Origin of the sequence: Bacillus sp. FSL R10-2201, assembly GCF_038008665.1 — a bacterium.
Lineage (GTDB): Bacteria > Bacillota > Bacilli > Bacillales > Bacillaceae_G > Bacillus_A > Bacillus_A mycoides.
This window is the reverse complement of sequence record NZ_JBBOZP010000001.1, coordinates 4786005-4799842: the sequence shown is the minus strand read 5'-3', so window position 1 is coordinate 4799842 and position 13838 is coordinate 4786005. Positions and strand designations below refer to the sequence as shown.

Sequence of the window (13838 nt, the reverse complement as noted above, 5' to 3'; positions counted from 1 at the left end):
GTTTTTCATATCCGATTGAAGGTTTTGGAGGAGAAATGGAAAGTTCGGATTATTCCTTGTTTCGAGTAGTCAGACGTTCAACGTTAATGAAGAGTTAAATGGAGGATTTTATTAATGAAGTTTGTTATGTTTCTTGTAGGACTACTAGTTGTATTCGTACTCGGCTTTCTTATAAGTTCTGATCGTAAGAAAATCAAGTATAAACCAATCGTAATTATGCTTGTTATTCAGCTAGCGTTAACGTATTTCTTATTAAATACGCCAATTGGTTATATTTTAGTAAAAGGAATTTCAGATGGATTTGGAGCACTTCTTGGATATGCGGAATCTGGAATCGTTTTCGTATTTGGTGGTCTTGTTAATAAAGGAGAGGTTTCATTCTTCTTAACAGCTTTATTACCAATCGTATTCTTTGCAGTGTTAATCGGAATTCTGCAACACTTTAAAATTTTACCGATATTTATTCGTGCTATTGGTACTATGCTAAGTAAAGTAAATGGTTTAGGAAAATTAGAATCATATAATGCAGTAGCGGCCGCAATTGTTGGGCAAGCAGAAGTATTTATTACAGTAAAAGATCAATTAAGTAAAATCCCAAAACATCGTTTATATACACTATGTGCATCTTCCATGTCGACAGTATCGATGTCGATCGTTGGTTCTTATATGAAAATGATTGAACCAAAATATGTAGTAACAGCACTTGTATTAAATTTATTTAGTGGTTTCATTATTATTCATATTATTAATCCGTACGATATTACGGAAGAAGAAGATACACTGAAGTTAGAAAATAAGAAAAAACAGTCATTCTTTGAAATGTTAAGCGAATATATAATGCTTGGTTTCACGATTGCGATTACGGTAGCAGCAATGTTACTTGGTTTCGTAGCATTAATTACAGCAATCAATAGCTTGTTTGATTCAGTGTTCGGTATTACATTCCAAGCTATTTTAGGATATATTTTCTCTCCATTAGCATTCGTAATGGGTATCCCGCAAGCAGAAATGGTAACAGCGGGACAAATTATGGCAACAAAATTAGTATCAAACGAGTTTGTTGCGATGCTTGATCTAGGAAAAGTAGCTGGTGATTTATCAGCTCGTACAGTCGGTATTCTTTCTGTATTCCTTGTATCATTCGCGAACTTCTCATCTATCGGAATTATCGCAGGCGCAACGAAAGGGATCGATGAAAACCAATCAAACGTTGTTTCATCATTCGGATTACGACTTGTATACGGTGCGACATTAGTAAGTCTTTTATCCGCGATTATCGTTGGTGTTATGTTATAAAGTGAAACTTTAATCAGTGGGGGGCTTTATCCCCCGCTGATTATTAGCCTTCACCAATCGGGCTTTTACGGGCAGTTAATCACCCACCTAACTTCTTTGTTTTCGCTGAATTTTGAGGTGGGGATCTTACTGCCCGTTAAAGCGGGGTAAAAAGGGAGGCCCTAGCTCATAGCTAGGGCTATTTTTTATGGTGAATTTACATAAAAAAACCAATCGGTTAGGAATATATTAACATATAAAAATCTTTTAAAATTTATATTGCATTTCGATTAGATAACGCTTACAATTTGATTTGTAGGTGGTATCCATTTCAGACGTTAAATACGGTAGAGAAGAAGAGACTACCTGTTATAAATTGCAATTTATGCAAACGCTTACCTATTTTAGAAGACAGTTCAAAAAATTTTAGGGGTTCATATTTTTTAACATTAATGGTCAGACGTCATTCGTTATACGACTGATAACTCATGGAAGTGGAGGATTCACATATGAAGTTAGTAATGTTTCTAGTCGGTTTACTTGTAGTATTTGTACTAGGGTTCCTTATAAGTTCAGATCGTAAGAAAATTAAATATAAACCAATTGCAGTTATGCTTGTAATTCAATTGGTACTTGCGTATTTCTTACTAAATACAAAGGTCGGATTTGTATTAGTAAAAGGGATTGCAGATGGATTTGGCGCTATTTTAAAATTTGCGGAAGCAGGGGTTAATTTCGTATTTGGTGGTCTAGCAAATGATGGACAAGCACCATTCTTCTTAACAGTATTATTACCAATTATTTTCTTAGCAGTACTAATTGGAATCTTACAACATATTAAAGTTTTACCGATTATCATTCGTGCAGTCGGTTTCGTATTAAGTAAAATTAACGGTTTAGGAAAACTTGAATCATATAATGCAGTAGCAGCGGCAATTGTCGGCCAAGGTGAAGTATTTATTACAGTAAAAGATCAATTAAGCAAATTACCGAAAAATCGTTTATACACACTTTGTGCATCATCAATGTCAACAGTTTCGATGTCAATCGTTGGTTCTTATATGAAGATGATTGATCCAAAATATGTAGTAACAGCACTTGTACTAAACTTATTTAGTGGATTTATTATCATTCATATTATTAATCCGTATGATGTGAACGAAGAAGATGACATTTTAGAATTACAAGAAGATAAGAAACAAACATTCTTTGAAATGTTAGGCGAATATATTATGCTAGGTTTCTCTATCGCTGTAACAGTAGCGGCGATGTTAATCGGTTTCGTAGCATTAATTACAGCAATTAACGGTGTATTCGATTCAATTTTCGGAATCACATTCCAAAGCATTTTAGGATACATCTTCTCACCATTAGCATTCGTAATGGGTATTCCAACATCAGAGATGCTAACAGCAGGACAAATTATGGCGACGAAATTAGTAACAAACGAATTTGTTGCGATGCTTGATCTTGGAAAAGTAGCTGGCGATTTATCAGCTCGTACAGTAGGTATTTTATCAATCTTCCTTGTATCATTTGCGAACTTCTCATCTATCGGAATTATCGCAGGTGCAACGAAGAGTATCGATGGAAAACAAGCAAACGTTGTATCTTCATTCGGATTAAAACTTGTATACGGTGCAACGTTAGTAAGTATATTATCAGCGGTTATCGTTGGGGTTATGCTTTAATAAATAACAAAGAAGTCGTTTATCTCTCACTTCGGGGGATAAACGACTTTTTGTTTAACTTGCTTTATCCAAGTCCTTCTTAAACCGTGGTTTCTCTAAATAAGTTCCCAATCTCCACACATATTCCACAGGCCCCATTCGGTATTTCTGTAGCCAATAGGTACTAACGAATAATTGAATCGTATAAATTCCAATGGTTAAAAGAATACCGAAGAAATAGCCAATTTTACCGTATAAGCCAAATCCATATGCGTAAAAAATAGTTGTTGCGATAATAGATTGCGCTAAGTAATTACTAACCGACATTTTTCCCATGTTCGCCATGTATGTTAGTAAACGCGCTACCTTTTTGTAATGGAATAATAAAATAATCGTGCTTCCGTAAAAGAAGGTCATGGTTACTGGTGTAAGACTATCTTGTAACATAATTAAAATCGGATGCTTTACGAACATGGTTAAAATTTTGATTGTAAAAGAAAAAATACCAGTAATAAGCCAGATTTTTTTGACAGCAGGTATATGTTTATCAATCTCAAATAGCCATCCCTTTTTTCCTACGTACATGCCGAGTAAGAAGAGTGGAGACATAAAAATTAATGCGAAAATTGACAGGATAACTAATCCGAAGATACCGTTAATTCCCATGTAATCAAAAGGATTTTCAGTTAATCTAAAGTTGATATGATCCATATAGCTTCCAGTTTCATGAACTTTATGCTCTTTTTCAATATAAGGTGCGACATCATTGAATGTGTTTGATGTTGGTTCAGATTGATAAGATGCGAACATAATGAGTGCTAATAAAATGGATGCCCAAATGAGTAACGTTTTTGGTTTTCGATTGATGAACATCATTAAGAAAATCCCGACAATCCCGTAGGCAAATAAAATATCTCCCTCCCAAACAAAAGTGCCGTGAATGTAGCCTAGTAGTAAAAGAATGCTAATACGCCTTATATATGTAGGGAAAAACTTTTTTCCTTTTGCGATAATACTTTTTTGTAACAAAATAATGCTAAGCCCAAATAAAAAAGAGAATAGGGAAATAAAATTCTGTGTGCCGAAAAATTGAATAAACCAATTAGCACTTTCATCGAGTTTTCCGAAAATATAAGTGGGTTTTTCATTAGCGAATAACCCGAATTGAATTAATGTTATATTAACAAGTAAAATGCCAAATAAAGCGAAACCACGAATGGCGTCAACAAATTCTACACGTTGGTTCATTTTTTCTCTCCTCATATATTGTTTTATATTGAAAATAATACCATTTATTTACTGGTACTATTTCAAATACAAGGAAATTTAAGGTGATTTTAAGCTAGAGAGAAAATAAAAAAATCACCTTAATACATTCATTAAGGTGATTGAAATATTATTCAGCTGGTGGCGTAAATGTACGTTTCTCTAATTCAGCATCTAGCATAAATAATGCGTTTGAATCGCTTGTAATACGTTTTAATTTTTGGATGATGCTATCAAATGAAGCTTCTTCTTCTACTTGCTCGTCAACGAACCATTTTAAGAAGGTAATTGTTGCGTGTTCACGCTCATCCCAAGCGATATCAGATAAGTGATAAATGCGCTTCGTTACTTCACGCTCGTGCTCAAGTGCTACTTCAAAAGCATTCAATACAGACTCATATTCGTTATTAGGATGATCAAATCCAGTAATAATAGCGCGCTCGCCGCGGTCATTAATGTAGTTGTAAAGTTTCATTGCGTGGAAACGCTCTTCTTCAGCTTGTACAAGGAAAAAGTTAGCGAATCCATCGTAGCTTTCCGCTGTACAGTAAGCAGCCATTGCCATATAAGCGTGGGCAGAGTAAAATTCAAAATTCATTTGTTCATTTAGTGCGTCGTGCAATTTTTTAGATAACATAAAATCCCCCTTATTATTTTGACAAGAACATTATATCACAATTGATAATGTTCTCATTTAGATGTTTCGAATCTTTTTGAAAGCTTTGTAACGTGTGTTTCCATAATGTCTTGTAAATCCAAATCATATTTTTGTGAAAGAACAATAAGATTAGATAGTACATCACCAAGTTCTTCTTTTAGTTCTTGTTTTAGCTCTTCTTGTGTTTTCGTTTGTTCATCAGGGCGATCACGACCGATTTCAATTGCGCGAACAACGCGTGAAACTTCCCCAACTTCCTCAGTTAAGAAATTTAAGCGAATAAAGGAGTTGTACTGTGACCAGCTTCGTTTTTCGTAAAATTCCTCCACCCATCTTTGAAATGCGACGATATCCATTTCTTCCTCATCCCTTCAATATGTTGTACAATACTCATTGTATCATAACAATATATAGTTTCGGGGTGTAGGAATGAGAAAGATTTGTGTGTTTGCAGGTTCAAATTTAGGGGGAAGACCAGAATTTAAAGAGCAGGCAATAGAGTTAGGGAAAATGTTTGTTGAGAACGATTATGAGCTTGTATACGGCGGTTCATGCGTTGGATTAATGGGAGAAGTAGCAAACGAAGTTCTTCGTTTAGGTGGACGTGTAACAGGTGTTATGCCGCGTGGTTTATTCCGTGGTGAAATCGTTCATACAGGATTAACAGAATTAATTGAAGTAGAAACGATGCACGAACGTAAAGCAAAAATGGCAGAGCTTGCGGATGCTTTCATTGCATTACCAGGCGGATACGGAACATTTGAAGAGCTATTTGAAGTTGTATGTTGGTCACAAATTGGTATACATGATAAGCCAGTTGGTTTATTAAATATTAAAGACTTCTACGGACCAATTCTGCAAATGGTTGATCGCGCAGCTGAAGAAGGCTTTATGAACCCGTCGAATAAAGAGTTGATTGTTTCAGCTGAGACGGCAGCTAAATTAATTCATGAAATACAAAATTACGAGCGTCCTGTTTTGGGAACTAAGTGGAAGCAGTTATCATAGTACATTTTTATAGTGGATTTTGGAAACACATGTCTTTTTATCGCAAAAAGACATGTGTTTTTAATTTGGTTAAATATATTGATAGTGAGATGTGAAATCGTTCCAAGAGGGGAAGTAGATGGAGGTATGTTTTGCTGATTTAAAAAAGAACATCTGAATAAAAGGTGAGTAAGAAATTATTGAGTGATATAGAATTGTTCCGTTAAAGGGTCAGATTGTGGAAGATGGCGAATGTTTTTTATGAAGTTAATAGAGGTTTTTCTAATCGGAATCAGAATAAATTTTATAAATCTAATCCTTTGGGAATTTTTAAGCAGCTATGTATCATAATCTAATCAGTAAAATGAAAATTGGAGGAGAAATGAGCATGGGGCGTTCGGTATTAAAAATGTATAACTACCACTTATGGGCAAATGAAGTTATTTTAAATCGCTTAAAAGAACTACCGCAAGACATTTTCCATAAGGAAGTTAAGAGTGGTTTTTCTTCGGTGGCAAAAGTAATGTCTCACATATACCTCACAGATTTAGCCTGGCTTGAGATTATTTCTGGTAAAAGTATGAGTGATGCAATGGTACACACAGACCAATTGAAAGAACAGCTAGAAACAAAAAATATTGAGGAAATGGAAACTAGTTTTTATGAATTATCTAAACGATATAAAGAACTTTTAAGTAGTCAACAAGATTATGAAAAAGTGTTTGAGGTTGATAATCCGTATGCTGGGCTCCTGGATACGACGGTTTCTGAAACAATAATACACGTCGTCACCCACGGAGCATATCACCGTGGGAATATAGCCACAATGTTGCGGCAAATGGGGCATACCTCTGTTATGCAAGATTTTGGACTATTTCTATATTCAAAATGAATTCTTTTTATTTACCATAGAATATGGATTGTATGATGTTTTTGGGGACTGCTTTTATTAGTGGTTTAAGCTTAATTATGTATTAGAGAAAAAAGGCATTCCATATTATTTCGGAATGCCTTTATCATTTTGATTACTTTGTTTTTTATACAGGTACCAGCCACCCCAACCGCCACCAATAGCTACAACAACGAGGAAAGCATAGTCTTTAACCTCGACACGTATGTTGAAAATATTAGCTATAAGTAAGAGAATCCCAACTGTTATTAACGCAAAAAATGCTCTAATTAAGTAGTCTTTCAACTGAACCACTCCCGCCATTTAAGTAGTAAATGATGAATATGGAAAAGCTTTTTTGGATCTATTTTACTAAAGGGTGTTACCTATATTTTAACATAAAAGGGATTGTAATATATTGATAAAAGTAGTGGAGGGGAGTGCTATTATTGTCGTGATTTGTTGGTAAAGCGATATTCTTTGTCGAAACGTTGATATATCGTGAGTTGCGATCGATATAATTTTATGTATTATCAAGTGCGACCAATCAATAGAAAAAAGCGACTCTGAACGAGCCGCTTCCGCTTTAAGTGTTATCTAGCCCCAGCGGCTAGAATCTCCGGTCATTTCGCTCTCTCGCTCGAAGCAAAAAGCGCTTCAAGGTCGAGAGCTCCAATGTCCTGCGATTCTGAACGAGCCGCTTCCGCTTTTAGTTGATATCCAGCTCCAGCGGCTAGAATGTTCGGTGGCTTCGCTTTTTTCTGCGAGGCAAAGAGCGCCTCTACGTCAAAAGCTCCATCCCCCTCACATTCTGAGCGAGCCGCTTCCGCTTTTAATGATATCCAGCTCCAGCGGCTAGAATCTCCGGTCATTTCGCTCTCTCGCTCGAAGCAAAAAGCGCTTCAAGGTCGAGAGCTCCAATGTCCTGCGATTCTGAGCGAGCCGCTTCCGCTTTTAATATTATCCAGCTCCGGTGGCTAGCTCTTCGTGTCTAAGAACCTTCCACATAAGAAGGCAAAAAGCGCCTTCTATGTGAAAGAACCTTAGCCAGTCAGAGCTGAACGAGCCACCTCCGCTTTTAAATATATTATTGATTCAAGAATGCACGTAGCATCCAAGCGTGTTTTTCTAGTTCTGTGTAGATGCCTAGTAGTAGGTCAGATGTCATTTCGTCGTCAGATTCTTGAGCGATTACCATGCCTTTTTTTAGTTCGACTAGCATCATTTCGTAGTCTTTCATGATTGCTTCGACCATCCCTTCTGCAGTTTCTCCGTAAGCTGCTTCTTGAATAGAAGATAGTTCTAAGTATTCTTTCATTGTTGCTACTGGTTTGCCGCCAATTGCTAAAATACGTTCTGCGATTTCATCGATGTGAGTAGCTGATTCTGTGTAAAGCTCTTCAAATTTTTCATGTAGTGTGAAGAATTGAGGTCCTTTTACGTACCAATGGAAGTTGTGTAGTTTTGTAAATAAAACGCTCCAGTTTGCTACTTGTTTGTTTAATGCTTCGATTACTTGTGTATTCATTATGATCAATCTCCTCTTGAGTTATTATTTTATATGAATTACTAATTTATAATTATTATAATCTAGTAATTTGTATAAATCAACCCTTTTGCTGGAATTAATTTGAACAAATTATGAACTGTTGTAAATAAAAAATCCCTATTACTATGAAGTAATAGGGATTTTTTATTATATAGCTCCAGCGGCTAGAATATTCGGTGGCTTCGCTTTTTCCTACGAGCCTCTTCCGCTTTTAGTTGTTATCCAACTTGTTTCTTCTCTTCTAAATCTTGCCCATCCCAACACTCTGTATTCTTTAAGCCAGGGATAGAACTTGCAATGAAAACAGGATCTTTTCCTTGTTTCTTTTGTTTTATATAGTCTACTAATGCCGCATAGGCGAACTTGCTAAGGAATGAGATGGCAATTAAGTTTGTAAATACCATTAGTCCCATAAAGAAATCAGCTAAACTCCAAACCGTTTGAAGGGCAGCGATAGATCCGAAGAACACCATTCCGACAACTGCAACACGATAAATCAGTAACCATGTTTTGCTTTCTTTAATGAATGCGATATTTGTTTCACCATAATAGTAGTTTCCTAGTAAAGAACTGAAAGCGAATAGGAAAATAATAATCGCTAAGAAAGTGCTTGCCCACGGTCCAATTTGTGAACTTAATGCTTGTTGTGTTAATTCAATACCTTCTAAATTAGATCCTTTGTAAAGTCCAGAACATAATACGATAAACGCTGTTGATGTACATACTAAGAATGTATCTACGAAAACACCTAATGCTTGAACAAGTCCTTGTTTTACAGGGTGAGATACATCTGATGTTGCTGCTGCATTAGGAGAGCTACCCATACCTGCTTCTGTCGCGAATAAACCGCGCTGAATTCCGAATTTGATTGCTGCTCCAATACCACCAGCGATAGCTTGGTCTAAACCAAATGCGCTGTTAAATATTTCTGTAAAAATGCTTGGTAACATAGTGAAGTTGTTAATTACGACAAAAACAGCTACGCCGATATAAATGATTGCCATTGGAGGAACAATCATTTCTGTAATACGTGAAATGCTCTTGATACCACCAAAAATAATAACTGCAACTAATAAAGCTAATAGAGCTCCTACGATCGTTCGCTCTAGTCCAAAAGCATTTTCAAATGCTATTGTTACCGTGTTTGCTTGTACAGAATTGAAAATTAATCCGTACGCAACTGTAATAAGAAGTGAAAACCAAACACCCATCCAGCGTTTGTTTAACCCTTTTTCCATGTAATACGCTGGTCCACCACGGAATCTGCTTCCATCTTTTACTTTATAAATTTGCGCGAGCGTACATTCTACGAAACTAGTAGCTGCTCCAAGGATAGCGATAAACCACATCCAAAATATTGCGCCAGGTCCACCCATTGAAATGGCTAATGCTACACCAGCTAAGTTTCCGATACCGATACGTGCCGCTGCACTTAAGCAAAATGCTTGGAATGGAGAGATGCTATCTTTCTTTTTTTCTTTTCGATTAAATCCTTTACTAATTAAACTGACCATCTCACGGAAATGAGTAATTTGGACAAATTTTAATTTGAAAGAGAAATAAAGACCGAAGCCGATTAACATTGCAATAAGAATATATGACCATAAAATATTATTCGTTACCTCAAGGAATCTGCTAAAGATATCAACCATATAATACACTTCCTTTTTTTCATAATAAGAAAATTATATGCAAAAAATATACCAGAATCAATTTTTCTAAAAAATCATGTTACTTAAACGTACTTTGTGTTATGATTATGTTACATCGTAATATTTTTAGAATTATTTACATTTTAAAAAACTAAATTTAAAGCGAAAAAGAGGGGATAATTTGAAAGAAGAATCTTTATTGAAAGTAAGTCTTAAGAGTTTGAAAATAAGAAGTAATTTATTTTTTATCATTACATCTTTAAGTATCTTTTTAGGAGCCACTTATTATTACAATAAAAGATTTCCAAGTCATAGGTATCCTGAATGGTTAGAATTTCTAAAATTGATTGGATGAACAAAAGACAGAAAAACAGAAAATTAAAATAAAGAAGTTATGGAGGAGCTAAATATGAATATTAGAGAAAGTGAACTTCCGGGTATTGGTTATAAATTTCAAATCGTTACGAAAGGTAACGAAAAGATGGTGATCGTCATTCATGATGATGGGCGTAGAGAAATGTATCATTTTGATTCAGATCATGAAGAAAGCATCTCAAGTATTTCATTACGTGACTCAGAGGCGAGACAAATTGCAGCAATATTAGGTGGAATGGTATACAAACCTAGAGCATTAGAAAATGTTGAGATGGTCTTTGAAGGTTTAGCAATTGAGTGGTTTAAAGTGGAGAATGCAGCTCCGGCAATCGGAAAAACAATTGGCGACCTTGAAATAAGAAAAACATATAGCGTAACGATAATTGCAGTTATGAAAAAGAATATGAAAAAGCTATTTAATCCAGGTCCAGACACGGTGATTGAAGAAGGAGATATGCTTGTAGTTTCTGGTGAGAGAGAAGAAATTAAAAAGATTATTAATGAATTACTTTCGAATAGGGGGACTGACTAGATGGATACTTTAATTTTTGAAGTTGGTACAGCTTTAGTTTTAGTAGCAATTGCGGCGGTAATCGCTGGAAAGTTTAAATTCTCAGTAATTCCTTTTCTAATTGTTCTTGGCATGTTAGTAGGGCCGCACGCGCCGACAATAGGTGTTATCGATCTCAAATTTATTGAAAGTGCAAGTGTGATATCCTTCCTTGGAAGGATTGGTGTTCTGTTCCTTCTTTTCTATCTGGGATTAGAGTTTTCGATGAAAAAACTAATTAAATCTGGACGTTCTATCGCGATTGGCGGAACAATCTATATTTTGATTAACTTTTCACTAGGATTATTATACGGATTTATAATGGGATTCCCGTTACTCGAAATCTTAATTATTGCGGGTATTATTACGATTTCTTCTAGTGCTATCGTTGCAAAGGTATTAGTTGATTTAAGAAGAACTGGTAATAATGAAACCGAATTAATTTTAGGAATTATTATGTTTGAAGATATATTCCTTGCTGTATATTTATCAGTAGTTTCTGGCTTAGTTCTTGGGGATCACGCTTCCTTCTTAGGTGCCCTTACGTCAATTGGAATTGCGTTAGGATATATGCTTCTATTCTTTATTGTGGCTAGAAAAGCAACGCCGTTATTAAATAGATTGCTCAATATTAGTTCAGATGAAATTTTTATTATTGTGGTATTTGCTTCGTTGTTCTTTATTGCAGGTTTTTCAGAAACAATTCACGTTGCAGAAGCAATCGGGGCACTTCTTTTAGGGTTAGTTTTCTCTGAGACAGAGCATAGTGATCGAATTGAACATCTTGTTGTCCCATTTAGAGACTTCTTCGGAGCTATCTTCTTCTTCAGTTTCGGATTAAGTATCGATCCGTTTTCATTGGGCGGAGCAATATGGTTAACGTTAGGTGCTGTACTTCTGACGATAATCGGAAACTTTGTAGCAGGGATGATTGCAGGAAGACAAGCTGGATTATCTCATAAAGCATCAACAAATATTGGATTAACAATCGTTTCAAGGGGAGAATTCTCAATCATTATGGCTAATATCGGTATCGCGGGTGGGTTAATGTCGGTATTGAAACCATTCTCAGCACTATACGTGCTTATACTATCGATCTTAGGTCCACTTCTGACGAAAGAGTCAAAGAATGTATATAAATTTTTAAATAAAATCTTTAAGTGGGATACGAAGACTAGATAAATTTTGAAAAAATAAAAGTACAAGATATTTACTGCTTGTACTTTTATTTTTTGCAATGAAAACAGTAAAGAGAGGTAAATGATGTTAGGAGAGTTGATTCATTCAGTTTTAGTTTTTCTAGAAGGACTTGGTTATTGGGGAATTATGCTGGGATTAATGATAGAGGTTATCCCAAGTGAAATCGTATTATCTTATGCAGGTTATTTAGTATCAACAGGAAGCATTACATTTTGGGGGGCTGTCGCGTTCGGTACAATTGGTGGTGTAATCGCACAACTATTCATTTATTGGATCGGTCGATACGGAGGAAGACCTGTTCTTGAGCGATATGGAAAATATATTTTGATTCAGAAGAAACATATTGATTATGCTGAAGCGTGGTTTAATCGTTACGGAACTGGTGTTATTTTTACAGCACGTTTTATTCCTGTTGTGCGTCATGCTATTTCGATACCAGCGGGTATTGCGAAAATGTCACATGCTAAGTTTATTACGCTAACTACACTAGCTGTTATTCCATGGTCAATTGTATTTGTATATTTAGGTTTTAAATTAGGAACAGAGTGGGAAAGTATTAATAAAGTAGCTGGGCCATATGTGAAATACTTTGCACTTGCTGCTATTGTTTGTGCCATTGGTTATTTTATATTAAAAAAAATGATGAAAAAAAAGTGATTACGGAAAAAGAATCTATGCTGACATAGATTCTTTTTTATTGTCATTTTTTAAAGGATGAAAGTGTATGTTTAATATTTACCATATTGTGGCATATATATAGGAAAAGGGAGTTTAGGAAGGGGATTATTGAGAAATGGAACTCCAGTTTCAAAATGTATATCAACAAGTCGAGAATTGGTATGTGTTGGATTCGGAGCTTCCTTGGGATGTCAAAAAGTTAAGAAATGATTTGTTTTCTCTTATTGAAGTAAGTGCAACGCCAGTTATTTTTTGTGATACGTGTGATGCGAATCATGTACTTTTATCATTAGGAGAAGAAGAAGAGGAGTTTTTATTCCCAGTAGGTGGTTTTTATCATAAAGAAAAACAATTAATTTTCGTTTGTATGTGGGAAGAATATGAGCAAGTGCTCAAAACGCTATTGCATGAATTCAGGCATGCGATGCAGCATAAGGACGATGTACTATATGTTGGAAATGAACTATACGAAGAAAGATGGATTGAGAAAGATGCGAGGCGTTTCGCGGAGAGGAAGCTAGATGAATATAAAAATAGAAATTTAATCTGAAGCATAGTGGAGAAAAATCACTGTGCTTTTATTTATTGCTAATTAAAAATAAGTAGTTGACCTATAATAAGTTTAGTTCTAAACTAATAGTATCAAATGAGCGAGGTGATGGAATGAAAGCAGGGGAAAGACTTGGAGTACTATTATGGTTTCGTTTATCACGCTTTTATAATAGAAGTATTCGTGAGACGAATCAGCATTTGAAAAAGTGGAATGTATCTGCCGCTCAGTTTGATGTATTAGTTCAAATTGGAGGAAACGATCGTTTAACGCAGCAAGAACTTGGAAATAAGTTGTTTGTTACGAAAGGAAATGTTACTCAACTTTTAAATAAGATGGAGCAACTAGATTGGATTCAGCGTGAACAAGAAGGTACTACGAAATATATTTCATTAACAGAAAAGGGAAAGGTTCTATATGAAGAAATAGTCCCGCCGCAAGAAACATTTCAAGCAGAGCAATTTGATAAGTTAAATAGAGAAGAACAAAAACAATTATTAGAATTGCTGAAGAAGTTGCAGTGATAAAATTAAAAATAA

At 35.3% G+C, this 13838-nt stretch carries 15 protein-coding genes; 9 read left to right on the top strand and 6 right to left on the bottom strand.

Annotated elements, in window-relative coordinates; translation table 11 throughout:
* Window positions 1-114: 114 nt before the first annotated feature.
* Together NSQ69_RS25045 and NSQ69_RS25040 are read left to right on the top strand one after the other, a co-directional pair.
* Entirely contained in the window at window positions 115-1296 is a 1182-nt protein-coding gene (locus tag NSQ69_RS25045) for a NupC/NupG family nucleoside CNT transporter (protein ID WP_341099775.1), read from the top strand.
* 488 nt (window positions 1297-1784) lie between these two features.
* Complete coding sequence (locus tag NSQ69_RS25040; RefSeq protein WP_002129840.1) at window positions 1785-2966, top strand: NupC/NupG family nucleoside CNT transporter; 1182 nt, start codon at window positions 1785-1787, stop codon at window positions 2964-2966.
* Window positions 2967-3020: 54 nt separating this feature from the next.
* Here the strand turns inward: NSQ69_RS25040 and NSQ69_RS25035 are convergent, their stop codons facing one another.
* The 3 genes from NSQ69_RS25035 to NSQ69_RS25025 all read right to left on the bottom strand — a co-directional run bounded on the left by NSQ69_RS25035 (window position 3021) and on the right by NSQ69_RS25025 (window position 5225).
* Window positions 3021-4193, bottom strand: coding sequence for a DUF418 domain-containing protein (locus tag NSQ69_RS25035; protein WP_078206612.1), 1173 nt, complete (start codon window positions 4191-4193; stop codon window positions 3021-3023).
* A gap of 148 nt (window positions 4194-4341) precedes the next feature.
* A complete protein-coding gene (locus tag NSQ69_RS25030) occupies window positions 4342-4848 on the bottom strand; it encodes a ferritin (protein WP_002015996.1) in 507 nt (168 codons plus the stop codon).
* Between the two features lie 53 nt (window positions 4849-4901).
* The gene (locus NSQ69_RS25025; RefSeq protein WP_002089472.1) at window positions 4902-5225 is read right to left on the bottom strand and encodes a MazG nucleotide pyrophosphohydrolase domain-containing protein; all 324 of its coding nucleotides are present in this window, start codon (window positions 5223-5225) and stop codon (window positions 4902-4904) included.
* Window positions 5226-5298: 73 nt separating this feature from the next.
* Between NSQ69_RS25025 and NSQ69_RS25020 the strand changes: the two genes are divergently transcribed.
* Together NSQ69_RS25020 and NSQ69_RS25015 are read left to right on the top strand one after the other, a co-directional pair.
* The gene (locus NSQ69_RS25020) at window positions 5299-5877 is read left to right on the top strand and encodes an LOG family protein (RefSeq protein WP_033707925.1); all 579 of its coding nucleotides are present in this window, start codon (window positions 5299-5301) and stop codon (window positions 5875-5877) included.
* A 367-nt stretch (window positions 5878-6244) separates the two neighbouring features.
* The gene (locus tag NSQ69_RS25015) at window positions 6245-6748 is read left to right on the top strand and encodes a DinB family protein (RefSeq protein ID WP_002131303.1); all 504 of its coding nucleotides are present in this window, start codon (window positions 6245-6247) and stop codon (window positions 6746-6748) included.
* A gap of 105 nt (window positions 6749-6853) precedes the next feature.
* On the opposite strand, the gene NSQ69_RS25010 is transcribed toward NSQ69_RS25015, so the two are convergent.
* From NSQ69_RS25010 to NSQ69_RS25000, 3 genes are all read right to left on the bottom strand, one after another.
* Window positions 6854-7051, bottom strand: coding sequence for a hypothetical protein (locus NSQ69_RS25010; RefSeq protein WP_000656312.1), 198 nt, complete (start codon window positions 7049-7051; stop codon window positions 6854-6856).
* Window positions 7052-7832: 781 nt separating this feature from the next.
* Window positions 7833-8273: a Dps family protein gene (locus tag NSQ69_RS25005; RefSeq protein ID WP_002015990.1), complete on the bottom strand. Its 441-nt coding sequence runs from the start codon at window positions 8271-8273 to the stop codon at window positions 7833-7835.
* Window positions 8274-8512: 239 nt separating this feature from the next.
* Entirely contained in the window at window positions 8513-9946 is a 1434-nt protein-coding gene (locus NSQ69_RS25000) for an alanine/glycine:cation symporter family protein (protein WP_002129834.1), read from the bottom strand.
* 409 nt (window positions 9947-10355) lie between these two features.
* Here NSQ69_RS25000 and NSQ69_RS24995 point away from each other — a divergent pair, with 409 nt between their 5' ends.
* From NSQ69_RS24995 to NSQ69_RS24975, 5 genes are all read left to right on the top strand, one after another.
* On the top strand, window positions 10356-10853 hold the full coding sequence (locus tag NSQ69_RS24995; RefSeq protein ID WP_001026068.1) for a cation:proton antiporter regulatory subunit: 498 nt from the start codon (window positions 10356-10358) through the stop codon (window positions 10851-10853).
* Window positions 10854-12053, top strand: a complete 1200-nt coding sequence (locus tag NSQ69_RS24990) for a cation:proton antiporter (RefSeq protein WP_002129832.1) — start codon at window positions 10854-10856, stop codon at window positions 12051-12053. It abuts the gene before it with no gap.
* 81 nt (window positions 12054-12134) lie between these two features.
* Window positions 12135-12728 (top strand): DedA family protein, encoded by a 594-nt coding sequence (locus NSQ69_RS24985; RefSeq protein ID WP_000900199.1) that lies wholly within the window; start codon window positions 12135-12137, stop codon window positions 12726-12728.
* Window positions 12729-12864: 136 nt separating this feature from the next.
* Window positions 12865-13299, top strand: a complete 435-nt coding sequence (locus tag NSQ69_RS24980; protein ID WP_002129830.1) for a DUF3920 family protein — start codon at window positions 12865-12867, stop codon at window positions 13297-13299.
* A 113-nt stretch (window positions 13300-13412) separates the two neighbouring features.
* Window positions 13413-13823: a MarR family winged helix-turn-helix transcriptional regulator gene (locus NSQ69_RS24975; RefSeq protein WP_002129828.1), complete on the top strand. Its 411-nt coding sequence runs from the start codon at window positions 13413-13415 to the stop codon at window positions 13821-13823.
* Window positions 13824-13838 lie beyond the last annotated feature (15 nt).

What these genes read in the sequence shown, in the direction of transcription:
- NSQ69_RS25045 (WP_341099775.1), top strand. Translation starts at nt 115, where the DNA reads ATGAAGTTTGTTATGTTTCTTGTAGGACTACTAGTTGTATTCGTACTC.
- NSQ69_RS25040 (WP_002129840.1), top strand. Translation starts at nt 1,785, where the DNA reads ATGAAGTTAGTAATGTTTCTAGTCGGTTTACTTGTAGTATTTGTACTA.
- NSQ69_RS25035 (WP_078206612.1), bottom strand. Translation starts at nt 4,193, where the DNA reads ATGAACCAACGTGTAGAATTTGTTGACGCCATTCGTGGTTTCGCTTTA.
- NSQ69_RS25030 (WP_002015996.1), bottom strand. Translation starts at nt 4,848, where the DNA reads ATGTTATCTAAAAAATTGCACGACGCACTAAATGAACAAATGAATTTT.
- NSQ69_RS25025 (WP_002089472.1), bottom strand. Translation starts at nt 5,225, where the DNA reads ATGGATATCGTCGCATTTCAAAGATGGGTGGAGGAATTTTACGAAAAA.
- NSQ69_RS25020 (WP_033707925.1), top strand. Translation starts at nt 5,299, where the DNA reads ATGAGAAAGATTTGTGTGTTTGCAGGTTCAAATTTAGGGGGAAGACCA.
- NSQ69_RS25015 (WP_002131303.1), top strand. Translation starts at nt 6,245, where the DNA reads ATGGGGCGTTCGGTATTAAAAATGTATAACTACCACTTATGGGCAAAT.
- NSQ69_RS25005 (WP_002015990.1), bottom strand. Translation starts at nt 8,273, where the DNA reads ATGAATACACAAGTAATCGAAGCATTAAACAAACAAGTAGCAAACTGG.
- NSQ69_RS25000 (WP_002129834.1), bottom strand. Translation starts at nt 9,946, where the DNA reads ATGGTTGATATCTTTAGCAGATTCCTTGAGGTAACGAATAATATTTTA.
- NSQ69_RS24995 (WP_001026068.1), top strand. Translation starts at nt 10,356, where the DNA reads ATGAATATTAGAGAAAGTGAACTTCCGGGTATTGGTTATAAATTTCAA.
- NSQ69_RS24990 (WP_002129832.1), top strand. Translation starts at nt 10,854, where the DNA reads ATGGATACTTTAATTTTTGAAGTTGGTACAGCTTTAGTTTTAGTAGCA.
- NSQ69_RS24985 (WP_000900199.1), top strand. Translation starts at nt 12,135, where the DNA reads ATGTTAGGAGAGTTGATTCATTCAGTTTTAGTTTTTCTAGAAGGACTT.
- NSQ69_RS24980 (WP_002129830.1), top strand. Translation starts at nt 12,865, where the DNA reads ATGGAACTCCAGTTTCAAAATGTATATCAACAAGTCGAGAATTGGTAT.
- NSQ69_RS24975 (WP_002129828.1), top strand. Translation starts at nt 13,413, where the DNA reads ATGAAAGCAGGGGAAAGACTTGGAGTACTATTATGGTTTCGTTTATCA.